A 13,391-nucleotide genomic window follows, 5' to 3' on the forward strand; every position below is an offset into this window, starting at 1 on the left:
AAATTGTTGTTCCGACACGGCGACTGGTCGCCACATGGGCGCCATTGTGACGGATTTTATCGTGAATGGGCAGACGAGCGGTCGATTGTGCTGCCGTAGACCGTTCCCGCCTGCCGCGCGCTTAGCGCAGAGTCACATCGAGGGTCAGTCCGCCTTGAGCACACCGCGACGGATCTGGTCTTCCTCGATGGATTCGAACAGGGCCTTGAAGTTGCCCTCGCCGAAACCGTCGTTGCCCTTGCGCTGGATGATCTCGAAGAAGATCGGCCCGATCACCGTCTCGGTGAAGATCTGCAGCAGCACGCCCTCGTCCGGGCCACCGTCGACCAGCAGGCTCAGTTCGCGCAGCTCCTCGAGGTTCTCCTGGTGGTTGGGCACCCGCTCGTCGACCTTCTCGTAGTAGGTGTCCGGGGTCGTCAGGAAGGTCACGCCATTGGCCTTGAGGGCCCGCACCGTGGCATAGATGTCGTCGGTGGCCATGGCCAGGTGCTGGATGCCCTCGCCGTTGTACTCGCGGAGGAATTCGGCGATCTGCGAGGTGTCGTCGGCGGACTCGTTGATCGGGATGTGCATCTTGCCGCAGGGCGCGGTCATGGCGCGGGAGTGCAGGCCGGTCTTCTTGCCCTTGATGTCGAAGTAGCGGTTCTCGCGGAAGTTGGCGATGGCGGTGTAGAAATCCGCCCAGGGGTCCATCTGGCCGCGGTCGACGTTGTGCGTCAGGTGATCGAGGACCTGCAGGCCCACGCTGTTGTCGTTGGGCGAACGGTCGGGGATCGCCTCGAAGTCGATGTCATAGATGGTCCGCCCTTCCTCGTCGAGCTTATGGTCGACGAAGTAGAGCAGCGAGCCGCCGATGCCCTTCACGGCGGGGATGCCCACTTCGCCGGGCCCCACCGGATTATCCATCGGTTCGGCACCCTTCGCCACGGCGTAGTCGAAGGCCTGCCGGGCATCGGCCACCTTCCAGGCCATGGCGCAGGCGCTGGGGCCGTGGACCCTGGCGAACTCGGCGGCATGACTGCCCGGCTCGGCATTGAGGACGAAGTTAACGCCCTCCTGCTGGAACAGCGTGACCTGCTTGGAGCGATGGCGACGGGTCTCGGTGAACCCCATGCGAAGGAACAGGGCGCGCAGCGCCTCGATGCCTTCGGCGGTGGGTGCGGTGTACTCGACGAACTCGAAGCCGTTGGTGCCGATGGGATTGGCGCGGTCGAGGGCGTCGGGGGTATGAGCGGGAGCGTTCATGCATCCTCCAGGGGCTGTTGTTATGAATCGAGGGGTGACGTCGCGATGTGACGGTCATCGACCCGTGGCGAACGTTGTAAAGCCGCCGGCGGGCTCTCGATGATGTTCAGCCTAGTGCCTCGGCCCTCCTGTCGGAACGTGTCAGCAATGCCCCTGATACCCGATCAGGAGGGTCCCTGCCCCCTGCTTCGTAACGAATTTCTTACAGCCCCCACAGGCCCATCGCTCCCGGCCTCGTCATGGCGAAAATCCCTGACAGGGTGTAACGATATGTTGACAGTCAGCTTGCCTCAGCGCGGTGCCGTCGGTGTCACTGGCCGCCCAGCAGGGTCTCGACGCTCGCCACCTTGTCATCCATGTGCTGGTCGCGATCGGTGCGAGTCCCGAGCTTGAGCGTGGTAGTGATGCGCGGCGCCCCCATCTCGTGCACGACCTCGTGACAGCGCTTGACCACCGCCATCACCTCGTCCCAGGGCCCCTCGATGTTGGTGCCATAGGCATGCATGCGGTGCTCCAGACCGGACGCCTGGATCACCCGCTGGCAGGCCGCGATATGCGGCGAGACCGACACCCCGACGCCCAATGGCACCACACAGAGATCGATGATCACGTTCATGGCTCTTCCTCCTCGTTTGTGAAGTCGTTGAAATACACGAGCTAAGCATGCTGGTCTATGCTGATTCTCAAGAGTGACACTGCCGTAGAGCCGTGCCCAGAGTGTTCGCCAGCCTGACCCCCATCAGCGGCCCCGGAGGACTCCATGACCAGCGAACCACGTATCGGCCCCATTGCCCTGCCCGATACACGGGCCCGCCGAATCTTCGAACAGCTGCTCGAGGGGTCGGGCGTCACACTCAACGGGGATTCGCCCCAGGATATCCGCGTGCTGCATCCCGACTTCTTCTCGCGGGTGCTACGCCAGGGAACCCTGGGGCTCGGCGAGTCCTACATGGATGGCTGGTGGGAGTGTGAGCGCATCGACGAGCTTGCGGCCCGACTGCTGCACAACGGGCTCGGCGAGCACGCCCGCTCGACCACCGAGCGCCTCAAGTACCGCCTGCAGGCCGGCTTCCTCAACCTGCAGAGCAAGGCCCGTGCCTACATGGTGGGCGAGGCCCACTATGACCTGGGCAACGATCTCTTCGAGCGCATGCTCGATCCCACCATGTGCTACTCCTGCGGCTACTGGAAGTCGGCCGATGACCTGCACCAGGCCCAGCGCGCCAAGCTGGAGCTGGCCTGTCGAAAGCTCGACCTCACCCCGGGCATGAAGGTCCTCGATATCGGCTGTGGCTGGGGCAGTTTCGCCGAGCATGCCGCTCGCCATCACGACGTCGAGGTCACCGGCATCACCATCTCACGGGAACAGGCCGCCCTGGCCAGGGAGCGATGCGCCGGGCTGCCGGTGGAGATCCTGCTGCAGGACTATCGCGACCTGGATGGCCGCTATGACCGCATCGTCTCCATCGGCATGTTCGAGCACGTGGGACACCGCAACTACGCCACCTACTTCAAGACGGTGAAGCACCTGATGCCGGCCGATGGCCTCTTCCTGCTGCATACCATCGGCTCCAACCGCTCCGAGATCACCGCGGACCCCTGGATCAATCGCTACATCTTCCCCAATGGTGTCCTGCCCTCGGCCATGGACATCGCACGCACCAGCGAGGACCACCTGCTGATGGAGGACTGGCAGAACTTCGGTCCCGACTACGACCGGACGCTGCTGGCCTGGCTGACGAACGTCGACGCCCACTGGCACGAGATCGCCCATCGCTACAACGAGCGCACCCGCCGCATGTTCCGCTACTACCTGGCGATCTGTGCCGGGGCCTTCCGCGCCCGCCACCTGCAGCTCTGGCAGGTCGTGTTCTCCCGCGGACGCCCGGGGCGCTACGACGCCCCGCGGTAACCCCCCGGGCCAAAACCCCCACCCTTTCTTGACCCAGGTCATTTGTCGAGCGGCTTGTAGGCGATCTCCTACACCTCAGGGAGGATGCCGCCACGCCCATGACGGCGTATCATAATGTGCTTGACCAAGAGGCGCCCAGCGCCCGATACCTGCCGTCGCCATGGGGCAGGACAACAACCAAGAACGAACCACCTGTTCGCAGCAGGGAAAAGGACACCCGCATGCCTTCCAACGACGTCATGCCGGGTGGGGAAACGCCGCAGCCGGACTGGATCCTCGAGTTGACCGAGCAGTTGCCCGGAGTGATCTTCCAGCTACACCGGGCCCCAGACGGCCGGATGCACTTCCCCTACCTGGCCGGCAGCGGTACCCAACTGACCGGAATCGATCGACGTGACCTGGCGCAGAATGCCCTGCTGGCCCTCGAGCGCCTGGCCGACGCGGATTACCCTCGCCTCATGGCTGCCATCGAGCGATCCGCCCGCTGGCAAAGCCCCATCACCACCAAGTTTCGGCTGCGCATGGCCGACGATCGCCTGAGCTGGATCGCCCTGCGCGCCCAGCCCCGCAAGGTCGACAACGGTGTCCTCTGGTACGGCATGATGATCGACATCAGCGAACAGATGGCCGAGGAGCAGCGGCTGCGCCGGCTATCTGACACCGACGACCTGACCGGCCTGGCGAATCGCCGCAAGCTGATGCAGCGCCTGGACGAGGAGATCTCGTTGAGCAACCGGCATGCCCTGCCACTGTCGCTGATGATGCTCGATCTCGATCACTTCAAGGCGATCAACGACACCTGGGGGCACCTTCAGGGCGACCAGGTGCTCAGAGACCTCGCCGAGCTCTGCCGGGAAATGCTGCGCGAGGAGGACCTCGTGGCCCGGCTGGGTGGCGAGGAGTTCGCCCTGCTGCTGCCGCTGACGCCCGAGTTTCACTGCCGAAAGCTGGCGGAACGCCTGCGCGAGCGGATCGCCGATCATGACTTCGGTATCGGACCGGGACGCATCACCGTCAGCATCGGCATCGCCGAACACCGCATCGGTGACTCCCGCGAGACCCTGATCCAGCGTGCCGACGAAAGCCTCTATGCAGCCAAGCACGGTGGGCGCAACCGGGTCATGGTCGGGGTCTAGACACGGCCGAGATGGTCGAGAAACCAGCGGGCGGCATGGGCCTCGACCCTCTCCAGGGTGCCGGGCTCCTCGAAGAGATGGGTGGCGCCCGGCACGATCAGCAGCTCGCGAGGGCAGGCCATGCGCGCCATGGCCCGTTCGTTCAGTTCGATCACCTGGCTATCCCGGCCGCCGACCAGCATCAGGGTCGGCGCCTTCACCCGCGGCAGGGCCTCCCCGGCGAGGTCGGGCCGCCCTCCCCGCGAGACCACGGCCTGCACCAGCGCCGGCTGCTCGGCGGCGGCGATCAGTGCCGCCGCCGCCCCCGTGCTGGCCCCGAACAGGCCGATCTCCCATTCCCGGGTCTGGGGCGACTCGGCCACCCAGGCCACGGCCCCGCTCATGCGTGCGCCGATCAGGGGAATATCGAAGCGCAGCGCCCGGGTGCGTTCGTCGATCAGGCTCTCCTCCGGCGTCAGCAGGTCGAACAGCAGGGTCGCCAGCCCTTGCTCGGCCAGGTGGCGCGCCACCCGGCGGTTGCGCACGCTGAAACGGCTGCTGCCGCTGCCGTGGGCGAACACCACGATGCCCGCCGGGTGCTCGGGCAGTAGCAGGTCGCCTTCGAGCGTGACGCCGCACGTCTCGAGTTCGAGATGACGCTCGGTGATGGACATGGTGCCCTCCCTGCCCCGGCCTATGGTGGTGACGGAATCAATGAAAGTGTAGTGATAGCGGGCGCCATTGGCGCGGACGAGGGCGGACCAGCACGTTATACTGGACAGATTCCCAGTAACCCTCCGACGACACAGCAGGCGGTGCCCATGATCCAGCAGACCCTCCAGGAGGTCTTCGGCTACGACGACTTTCGCCCGGGACAGCGGCCGGTAATCGAGGCCATCGTGGCCGGCCGCTCCGCCGCGGCGATCTTCCCCACCGGTTCCGGCAAGTCGCTCTGCTACCAGCTGCCGGCCCTGCACCTGCCGCACCTGACCCTGGTGATCTCGCCGCTGCTGGCCCTGATGCAGGACCAACTGGCCTTCCTCAGCCGACACGGCATCCCCGCCGCGAGCCTCGATTCGAGCCAGAGCCGTGAGGAGGCGGCGGCGGTCATGGAAGGCGTCAAGCGTGGCGAGATCCGCATCCTGATGGTCTCGGTGGAACGCCTCAAGAACGAGCGGTTCCGCGCCTTCATCCAGCGGGTGCCGATCTCCTTGATGGTGGTGGACGAGGCCCACTGCATCTCGGAATGGGGCCACAACTTCCGCCCGGACTACCTCAAGCTGCCGGACTACCGCCGCGACTTTGCCATCCCGCAGGTGCTGCTGCTCACCGCCACGGCCACCCCGCGGGTGATCGACGACATGCGTTCGCGCTTCGACATCGCCCCGGGAGACGTCACCGGCACCGGCTTCTACCGCGCCAATCTCGACCTCCAGGTGACGCCGGTGCCCGCCGCCGAACGCCCACGCCGGCTGGTCGAGTGGCTGCGCCCCCGGTTCGAGCAGGGGCCGCCCGAGTCGACCATCGTCTATGTCACCCTGCAGCAGACGGCGGAGCAGCTGGCCGCCTACCTGGCGAAGGCGGGCCTGCCGGCCACCGCCTACCACGCCGGGCTCGACGGCGAACGGCGCGAGGCGATCCAGCGTGACTTCATGGCGGGCCATACGCCCTGCATCGTTGCCACCATCGCCTTCGGCATGGGCATCGACAAGGCCGATATCCGCAACGTGGTGCACTTCGACCTGCCGAAGTCCATCGAGAACTACAGCCAGGAGATCGGCCGTGCCGGTCGCGACGGCCTGCCCGCCCGCTGCCTGATGCTGGCCGGGCGCGACCATATCGAGGTGCTGGAGAACTTCGTCTACGGCGACACGCCCGAGCAGCATGGCATTCGCCGGGTGATCGACGACCTGCGCAGCGCCGGAAGCCAGTGGGAGCTGATGCTCAACACGCTGTCGCGGCACAGCAATATCCGCCCCCTGCCGCTCAAGACCCTGCTGGTGCAGCTCGAGCTGCGCCGCCTGATCGCGCCTCGCTACAGCTACTTCGCCGACTACCGCTTTCGGCTGGAGGAGAACGCCGAGTCCCTGATCGAGCGCTTCCAGGGCGAGCGGCGCTCCTTCGTCCAGGCGATCCTGGACGCCTCCTCCCGCGCCCGCACCTGGTACAGCCTGGACTTCACCGCCCTGGAGGCCCTCGGGGCGCAGCGCGGCCTGGATACCCGTCGCGGCCGGGTGATCACCGCCCTGGACTACTTCGTCGAGAAGGGTTGGATGGTGCTGGAGAGCAAGCAGATGACCGAGGTCTACGAGGTGCTCTCGGCCGAGATCGACCCGGCGTCGCTGACCGAGGAGCTCTTCGCCTACTTCCGCGACAAGGAGCGCGCCGAGATCGACCGCCTGCATGCCATGCTCGCGCTCTTCGAGAGTGACCGCTGCCTGAGCCGGCGGCTGGCCGACTGGTTCGGCGATGCCCGGGCGCCCGAGCACTGCGGCCACTGTTCGGCCTGCCGGGGCCAGGTGGCACGACTCCCGGCCGCCGAGCCGACACAGCCGCTGTCGTCCCGGGAGATCGAGCCGCTGTGCGGCCCCTTCCTGAAGCGGCTAAGCGAGGCCGGCGAGGGCCACCCGGCCACGGTAGACCTGGTGACGCGATTCCTGTGCGGGATCACCACGCCGCTGTTCACCCCCATGAAGGCCCGCAAGCTGGAGGCATTTGGCGCGCTGGAGGGCTATCCCTATGCCGAGGTTCGCCGGCGCGTCGCCGAGCAGCTCCCCGGCTGACCGGGTCAGCCGCGACGGCGACGCGAGAGCACCAGGGTCAGCCAATGCACCGGCAGGTAGATCAGCAGCGGCCAGAGGAGCATCAGCAAAACCAGGTAAAGCAGCGGGTCCACCAGCGACTGGGGCTGCCCGAAGGGTCCTTGGGTCCAGTTGATGTTGCGCTCGGCCTCGGTCAAGAGATAGCTGGCAGGGATCACCAGCCAGGTCAGCGCACTCTGCCAGGCCAGCGCCCGACGGTCGTAGCCCAGCCGCCACACGGCGTAACCGGCCACCGGCGGCAGCAGCAGGTGGTAGAGCGACATCAGGCGAGTCAGCAGGGGGTGGCGGTCATCGAACATGTACTCGGTGCCGCCGATGGGGTGCCAGCCGGTCAGCCAGGCGGTGCCCACGTCCACCGCCCACAGGCTGCCGACCAGGGCCACCGCCAGCCACTGCATGGAGACCAGGCGCCGGCTCTCGCCCCACACCCCGGCGAGGAGCAGGAAGTTGGCCAGGTTGCACAGCCACCAGTAGTTCTGGGGACCGAGCAGCACCCAGTAGGTCGGCGCCCAGACGACGACCCACAGGCTCAGGACCAGCTTGAGCCACAGGGGCAAGCCCTGAGTCGGCACGGAGTGTCCAGCCTGGCGAAACATCACGCCTCCCCGCCGATCCCGTAGCGCCTGAGCTTGTTGGCGATGGTGGTATGGGAGACCCCGAGACGCTTGGCCAGCTGCCGGCTGGAGGGATGCCGCGGATAGAGTTCGGCGAGCACCCGACGCTCCACCTCCCCGAGGATGCCGGCGAGGGAGCCCTCGAGGTCGATGCCCGCCAGGCCTGCCGAATCGCCGACGTCGGGCAGCCGCAGGTGGTCGGGCTCGATGGCCTCGCCCTCGCACAGCGAGACCGCCTGGAAGAGCACGTTCTCGAGCTGGCGGACATTGCCCGGCCAATGGTAGGCAGAGAGCCTCGCCAGGGCCGGCGTCGAGAGCGCCGGCAGGCGGCAGCCGATCTGGCGAGCCGCGCGGTCGATGAAGTGCATCGCCAGCGCCTCGATGCCATCCCGGCACTCGCGCAGTGGCGGTACCTGAAGCGACAGCACGTTGAGGCGATGGTAGAGGTCCTGGCGAAACAGCCCCTCGGCACAGAGCGCGGGCAGGTCCTGCTGGGTAGCACAGATCACCCGCACGTCGAGCCAGGTCTCCTCGTCGCTGCCCACCCGCCGGAAGCCGCCATCCTGCAGGAAACGCAGCAGCTTGACCTGCAGCCGCGGGCTCATCTCGCCCACCTCGTCGAGAAAGATGGTGCCCCCTGCCGTCAGCTCCAGCAGGCCCAGCTTGCCCTCGGGCCGTGCGCCCTCGAAGGCGCCGGGGGCATAGCCGAACAGCTCGGTCTCGGCCATCGACTCGGGCAGGCCGGCGCAGTTGAGGGCCATGAAGGGGGCCTGGCCACGCGCACTGGCCAGGTGGCAGGCCCGGGCCAGCAGCTCCTTGCCGGTACCGGTCTCGCCCTGGATCAGCAAGGGCGCGTCCAGCGGTGCCATCCGCCGCGCCTCGCGGATCAGTGCCTGCAGTCTCGGGCTCGCCTGGAAGATCGCCTCGAAGCCGCGAAGCTCCTGGCGCTGCACCTGGTAGATGCGCTCGCCGATGCGATCGGCCCGGTGAAGCGTCACCACGGCACCGGCCAGCGAGGCCACGTCGTCCTGATGCTCCCGGTGCAGCGGCGCGATATCGGCCAGGAAGGTGGTCTCGCGCAGCGTGATGCGCAGGCCATTGACCCGGGCATTGTTGCGCCGGATCAGCGCCGGCAGGTCCAGTTCAGGGAGATGGCGATCCAGCGAAAGCCCGGGCACCTCGTCGATGCGCACCCCGAGCAACTGCCCGGCGGCCCGGTTGGCGGCGACGATATGTCCCTCCATGTCGATGGACATCACCGGGTCGGAGAGCGACGAGAGCAGCGCATCCAGCTCCAGGTGTCGCCGTTCGCTGGGCATCAGGCTGACCTGGCGCACCGCGAATACCCCCGGCACCGCCTCCAGCGCCGGCCGAAGGGTGGCCAGTTGCGCATGCAGCAGGTTAGGCACATGCAGGTAGATCGCATTGCCGTGCTCGCCACCGACCTCGCCACGGGCCACGTTGAGGCCGTAATCGGAGAAGTGGGCGACAATGTCGCGCAGGATGCCGATCCGGTTCTGGCAGTGAAACCTCAGTCGCATCGGGCCAAGTTCTCTCGTGGGTGTCTGGAAAGTCGTCACGTCCACGTGACTCGAGTGTCAAGATAACGTGACACCTGCACCGCCTCAATCCGCGCCAGCACGCATCTTGCCCCCTGGATCCTGGCTAGCGAAAAGAATCGTCACGATTCCTTTACAGCGCAATGCCCGCGGACTGCCTGACATCAGTGGTCAGAGGCCCCGCTCGCCGTCCCGTCATGCCTAGACTCGAGAGGATTCCGCACGGCCGACAACAACCCACAAGCGACGCCACGGAGAACCCATGACGACTGCGACATCCCGATTGAGTGAACTGAGCGAGTTCGCCAGCAAGACCGGCTACCGCGCTCGACTCCCCGACGACCAAGGCCATATCGCCTACAGCGACACCGAGCACGGCACCTGGCACGCTCTGATGCAGCGCCAGCTGGGCATGATCGAGGGACGCGTCTGCCAGCAGTACCTCGACGGCCTGGAGCGCCTGGCCCTGCCCGAGGACCGCATCCCCCAGCTCGGCGAGGTGGACCGGGTCCTGCAGGCCGCCACCGGCTGGCAGACGGCCCAGGTACCCGCCCTGATCCCCTTCGACACCTTCTTCGACCTGCTCGCCAACCGACGCTTTCCCGTGGCCACCTTCATCCGTACGCCGGAGGAGATGGACTACCTGAAGGAGCCGGACATCTTCCACGAGATCTTCGGCCACTGCCCGATGCTCACCGACCCCTCGTTCGCCGAGTTCACCGCCACCTACGGTCGCCTGGGCAAGGCCGCCACCCCGAAGGAGCGGGTCTATCTGGCGCGGCTCTACTGGCTCACCGTGGAGTTCGGCCTGGTCGATACACCGGCCGGGCGGCGCATCTACGGCGGCGGCATCATCTCCTCGCCGAAGGAGACCCTCCACGCGCTCTCCGACGTGCCGGCACACCGCCCCTTCGATCCCGTGGATGCCCTGCGCACCCCCTACCGCATCGACATCCTCCAGCCGCTCTACTACGTGCTTGACGATCTCACCACCCTGCATGACCTTTCTCGGCAGGACATCATGGGCATGGTGCAGCGCGCCATGGAACTGGGCCTCTTCGAGCCCCGTTTCGAGCCTGCCCCATCAGCCCAAAGCCCCCAAGACGACAAGGAGACACCATGAGCCAGCTATCCGAACAGCAGTGCGAGGCCTGCAGCGCAGACGCCCCCCAGGCCACCGAGACCGAGATCGAGCAGTACAAGACCGAGATCCCCGAGTGGCAGATCATCGAGCGCGATGGCATCATGAAGCTGGAGCGGATCTTCACGTTCCGCAACTTCAAGCAGGCCCTCGACTTCACCAACCGCGTCGGCGAGATCGCCGAGGAAGCCGGGCACCATCCGGCCCTGCTGACCGAATGGGGCAAGGTCACTGTGACCTGGTGGTCGCACGAGATGAAGGGCCTGCACAGGAACGATTTCATTCTTGCCGCCAGAACCGACGAGGTAGCGAAATAAATGTTCGAGAAAATTGAGCGGGTTCCCGGGGACGCCATCCTCGGTCTGATCGAGGCCTTCAAGAAGGACACCAACCCTCAGAAGGTCGATCTCGGCGTCGGCGTCTACAAAGACGACCAGGGCAACACCCCGGTGATGCGCGCCGTCAAGGAAGCCGAGGCCCTGCTGCTCAAGAACGAGACCACCAAGACCTACATCGGCTCCCATGGCGCGCCGGAGTACGGCGAGGTGATCCTGCCCATGGTGCTGGGCGAGGGCTCACCGGTGCTGGAGGCCAAGCGTGCCAGTGCCACCCAGTCCCCCGGCGGTACCGGCGCCCTGCGCCTGGCGGCCGACTTCATCGCCAAGCAGCTCCCCGGCAGAGACATCTGGGTCTCCGACCCGACCTGGCCGAACCACCTGGGGATCTTCCCGGCCGCTGGCCTGACGCTGCAAAAGTACCCCTATGTGGACGCCGAGAACCGTCTCGACTTCGACGGCATGCTGGCGGCGCTCAAGCAGATCCCTGAGGGTGACGTGGTGCTGCTGCACGCCTGCTGCCACAACCCCACCGGCTTCGACCTCTCCCGCGACCAGTGGCATCAGGTGCTGGAGGTGGTCCGCGAGCGCAGCCTGCTGCCGCTGATCGACTTCGCCTACCAGGGCTTCGGCGAGGGCCTGGACGAGGACGCCTACGGGGTGCGCCTGATGGCCGAGAAGCTCGACGAGGTGATCATCACCAGCTCCTGCTCCAAGAACTTCGGCATCTACTGCGAGCGCACCGGCTGCTTGATCATGGTGGCCAAGAACAATGAGCAGATGGAGAACGTCCGCTCGCAGATCGCCATCGTGGCCCGCGAGAACTACTCCAACCCGCCGGCACACGGCGGCGCCATCGTCAGCGAGATCCTGCACTCCGCAGAGCTTGCGGCGATCTGGCGCGAGGAGCTCACCGAGATGCGCGACCGCATCAACACCCTGCGTCGCGACTTCGTCGAGGCCCTCAAGCCGGCCGGCCTGGACCAGAAATACGCCTGCGTGGCCGAACAGCGCGGCATGTTCTCCTACACCGGCCTGACGCCCGAGCAGGTCGACCGCCTGCGCGACGAGTACGGCATCTACATGGTGCGCTCGGGCCGCGCCAACGTGGCCGGCTTCTCCCACGAGAACCTGCCCTATCTGGCCAAGGCAATCGCCGCGGTCAACTGATCGTCACCGCGCCCGGGACCAGCAAGCCAAGGCCCCGCCGGGAAACCGGCGGGGCCTTCTCGTTTGCCAGTGGCTTGGTACTGGTTCCCTTGCTCCTCGCCCGCATCAAGCCGCGTAGCGGGAGACATCCAGGCCACTGGGATCGATCGCCGGGGCCTTGCCGCTCATCAGGTCGGCCAGCAGCTGGCCGCTGCCGCAGCTCATGGTCCAGCCCAGGGTGCCGTGACCGGTGTTCAGCCACAGGTTGTCGACCCGGGTGGCGCCGATGATCGGCGTGGAGTCGGGGGTCATGGGGCGCAGGCCGGTCCAGAACTCTGCGTTGGCCACATCGCCCCCTTCCGGGAAGACGTCACGCACCACCATGCCGATGGTGGCGCGGCGCTTCTCCAGCAGATCGAGGTTGTAGGAGGCCAGCTCGGCGGTGCCGCCCACCCGGATGCGGTCATCGAAGCGCGAGATCGCCACCTTGAAGGTCTCGTCCATCACCGTGGACTGGGGCGCGCCGCCGTCATCGGTGACCGGCACGGTCAGGCTGTAGCCCTTGACCGGATAGATCGGCAGCCTGACCCCCAGATCCTTGACCAGAAACGGCGAATAGCTCCCCAGGCAGACCACGTAGGCATCGGCGGTGAGCTCGCCAGCACTGGTCACCACGCTCTCGATGGCGCCGGCACTGCGCTTGAGCCGCTGGATGTCGATGTTGAAACGGAACTCGACGCCCAGCCGGTCGCGGCAGTAGTCCGCGAGGCGGTTGGTGAAGAGGTGGCAATCGCCGGTCTGGTCGTCAGGCAGGTGCAGGCCACCGACGAACTTGCCGGGCACCCGGGCCAGGGCGGGCTCCACACCGGCGATCTCGTCGGCGTTGAGCAGCCGGTGGCGCACCCCGCACTGCTCGAGCACCTTCATGTCCTTGGCCACCGCTTCCACCTGGCTCTCGTGGCGGAAAAGCTGCAGCAGGCCACGCTGGCGATCCTCGTAGCGGATACCGGTCTCGTCGCGCAGGGCATTGATGCAGGTTCGGCTATGCTCGGCCACGCGCACCATACGCTCCTTGTTGACCATGTAGCGGTCGGCATTGCAGTTGCCCAGCATCTGCATCATGAAGCGCGCCATGGTCGGATCCATCTTGGGTTGGATCTTGAGCGGGGCGTGCTCCTGGAACATCCACTTGACCGCCTTCTGCGGGATGCCGGGCGCCGCCCAGGGCGAGGAAAATCCGAAGGAGACCTGGCCCGCGTTGCCGTAGCTGGTTTCCAGCGCCGGTGATGGCTGACGGTCCACCACCGTGACCTCGTGGCCCTGGCGGGCCAGGTAATAGGCGCTGGTGACGCCGACGACGCCGCTGCCGAGAATCAGTACCTTCATGGGGTCTCCCCTTCTGCCTTGTGGTTGTAAGCGCCGAGCGCCGAGCGCCGAGCGCCGAGCGCCGAGCGCCGAGCGCCGAGCGCCGAGCGCCGAGCAGGCAGTATAGGGATCTA

At 66.5% G+C, this 13,391-nt stretch carries 12 protein-coding genes; 6 read left to right on the forward strand and 6 right to left on the reverse strand.

What is annotated here, in order from left to right:
• Positions 1–144 precede the first annotated feature (144 nt).
• Both hppD and M8009_RS03535 read right to left on the reverse strand, forming a co-directional pair.
• Positions 145–1,245 carry a 4-hydroxyphenylpyruvate dioxygenase gene (gene hppD / locus M8009_RS03530; RefSeq protein ID WP_250059371.1) on the reverse strand — a complete coding sequence of 367 codons (1,101 nt, stop codon included), beginning with the start codon at positions 1,243–1,245 and terminating at the stop codon, positions 145–147.
• Between the two features lie 310 nt (positions 1,246–1,555).
• Positions 1,556–1,861, reverse strand: coding sequence for an MTH1187 family thiamine-binding protein (locus M8009_RS03535; RefSeq protein ID WP_208108524.1), 306 nt, complete (start codon positions 1,859–1,861; stop codon positions 1,556–1,558).
• 144 nt (positions 1,862–2,005) lie between these two features.
• Between M8009_RS03535 and cfa the strand changes: the two genes are divergently transcribed.
• Positions 2,006–3,157, forward strand: a complete 1,152-nt coding sequence (gene cfa, locus M8009_RS03540) for a cyclopropane fatty acyl phospholipid synthase (protein ID WP_250059372.1) — start codon at positions 2,006–2,008, stop codon at positions 3,155–3,157.
• A 221-nt stretch (positions 3,158–3,378) separates the two neighbouring features.
• Positions 3,379–4,293, forward strand: coding sequence for a GGDEF domain-containing protein (locus M8009_RS03545; RefSeq protein ID WP_250059373.1), 915 nt, complete (start codon positions 3,379–3,381; stop codon positions 4,291–4,293).
• Here the strand turns inward: M8009_RS03545 and M8009_RS03550 are convergent.
• Positions 4,290–4,946: a dienelactone hydrolase family protein gene (locus M8009_RS03550; protein WP_250059374.1), complete on the reverse strand. Its 657-nt coding sequence runs from the start codon at positions 4,944–4,946 to the stop codon at positions 4,290–4,292. The two genes, M8009_RS03545 and M8009_RS03550, sit on opposite strands and share 4 nt — an antisense overlap.
• A gap of 147 nt (positions 4,947–5,093) precedes the next feature.
• Between M8009_RS03550 and M8009_RS03555 the strand changes: the two genes are divergently transcribed.
• Entirely contained in the window at positions 5,094–7,055 is a 1,962-nt protein-coding gene (locus tag M8009_RS03555; protein WP_250059375.1) for a RecQ family ATP-dependent DNA helicase, read from the forward strand.
• Between the two features lie 5 nt (positions 7,056–7,060).
• On the opposite strand, the gene M8009_RS03560 is transcribed toward M8009_RS03555, so the two are convergent.
• On the reverse strand, positions 7,061–7,690 hold the full coding sequence (locus M8009_RS03560) for a hypothetical protein (protein ID WP_250059376.1): 630 nt from the start codon (positions 7,688–7,690) through the stop codon (positions 7,061–7,063).
• Complete coding sequence (locus M8009_RS03565; RefSeq protein WP_250059377.1) at positions 7,690–9,249, reverse strand: sigma-54-dependent transcriptional regulator; 1,560 nt, start codon at positions 9,247–9,249, stop codon at positions 7,690–7,692. Before M8009_RS03565 ends, M8009_RS03560 begins: the two co-directional genes overlap by 1 nt.
• A gap of 280 nt (positions 9,250–9,529) precedes the next feature.
• On the opposite strand from M8009_RS03565, the gene phhA reads away from it, so the two are divergent.
• From phhA to M8009_RS03580, 3 genes are read left to right on the forward strand one after another with little or no spacing between them, the layout of a single operon-like run.
• Positions 9,530–10,390 carry a phenylalanine 4-monooxygenase gene (gene phhA, locus M8009_RS03570; protein ID WP_250059378.1) on the forward strand — a complete coding sequence of 287 codons (861 nt, stop codon included), beginning with the start codon at positions 9,530–9,532 and terminating at the stop codon, positions 10,388–10,390.
• Entirely contained in the window at positions 10,387–10,725 is a 339-nt protein-coding gene (locus tag M8009_RS03575) for a 4a-hydroxytetrahydrobiopterin dehydratase (RefSeq protein WP_250059379.1), read from the forward strand. Before phhA ends, M8009_RS03575 begins: the two co-directional genes overlap by 4 nt.
• A complete protein-coding gene (locus tag M8009_RS03580; RefSeq protein WP_250059380.1) occupies positions 10,726–11,913 on the forward strand; it encodes an amino acid aminotransferase in 1,188 nt (395 codons plus the stop codon).
• Between the two features lie 105 nt (positions 11,914–12,018).
• On the opposite strand, the gene M8009_RS03585 is transcribed toward M8009_RS03580, so the two are convergent.
• The gene (locus M8009_RS03585) at positions 12,019–13,278 is read right to left on the reverse strand and encodes a D-amino acid dehydrogenase (RefSeq protein WP_250059381.1); all 1,260 of its coding nucleotides are present in this window, start codon (positions 13,276–13,278) and stop codon (positions 12,019–12,021) included.
• Positions 13,279–13,391: the final 113 nt, after the last annotated feature.

This window comes from Halomonas gemina (assembly GCF_023554995.1).
In the GTDB taxonomy this organism is placed as follows: Bacteria; Pseudomonadota; Gammaproteobacteria; order Pseudomonadales; family Halomonadaceae; genus Halomonas; species Halomonas gemina.

What these genes read in the sequence shown, in the direction of transcription:
- phhA (WP_250059378.1), top strand. Translation starts at nt 9,530, where the DNA reads ATGACGACTGCGACATCCCGATTGAGTGAACTGAGCGAGTTCGCCAGC.
- M8009_RS03550 (WP_250059374.1), bottom strand. Translation starts at nt 4,946, where the DNA reads ATGTCCATCACCGAGCGTCATCTCGAACTCGAGACGTGCGGCGTCACG.
- M8009_RS03535 (WP_208108524.1), bottom strand. Translation starts at nt 1,861, where the DNA reads ATGAACGTGATCATCGATCTCTGTGTGGTGCCATTGGGCGTCGGGGTG.
- M8009_RS03565 (WP_250059377.1), bottom strand. Translation starts at nt 9,249, where the DNA reads ATGCGACTGAGGTTTCACTGCCAGAACCGGATCGGCATCCTGCGCGAC.
- cfa (WP_250059372.1), top strand. Translation starts at nt 2,006, where the DNA reads ATGACCAGCGAACCACGTATCGGCCCCATTGCCCTGCCCGATACACGG.
- hppD (WP_250059371.1), bottom strand. Translation starts at nt 1,245, where the DNA reads ATGAACGCTCCCGCTCATACCCCCGACGCCCTCGACCGCGCCAATCCC.
- M8009_RS03580 (WP_250059380.1), top strand. Translation starts at nt 10,726, where the DNA reads ATGTTCGAGAAAATTGAGCGGGTTCCCGGGGACGCCATCCTCGGTCTG.
- M8009_RS03555 (WP_250059375.1), top strand. Translation starts at nt 5,094, where the DNA reads ATGATCCAGCAGACCCTCCAGGAGGTCTTCGGCTACGACGACTTTCGC.
- M8009_RS03560 (WP_250059376.1), bottom strand. Translation starts at nt 7,690, where the DNA reads ATGTTTCGCCAGGCTGGACACTCCGTGCCGACTCAGGGCTTGCCCCTG.
- M8009_RS03585 (WP_250059381.1), bottom strand. Translation starts at nt 13,278, where the DNA reads ATGAAGGTACTGATTCTCGGCAGCGGCGTCGTCGGCGTCACCAGCGCC.
- M8009_RS03545 (WP_250059373.1), top strand. Translation starts at nt 3,379, where the DNA reads ATGCCTTCCAACGACGTCATGCCGGGTGGGGAAACGCCGCAGCCGGAC.
- M8009_RS03575 (WP_250059379.1), top strand. Translation starts at nt 10,387, where the DNA reads ATGAGCCAGCTATCCGAACAGCAGTGCGAGGCCTGCAGCGCAGACGCC.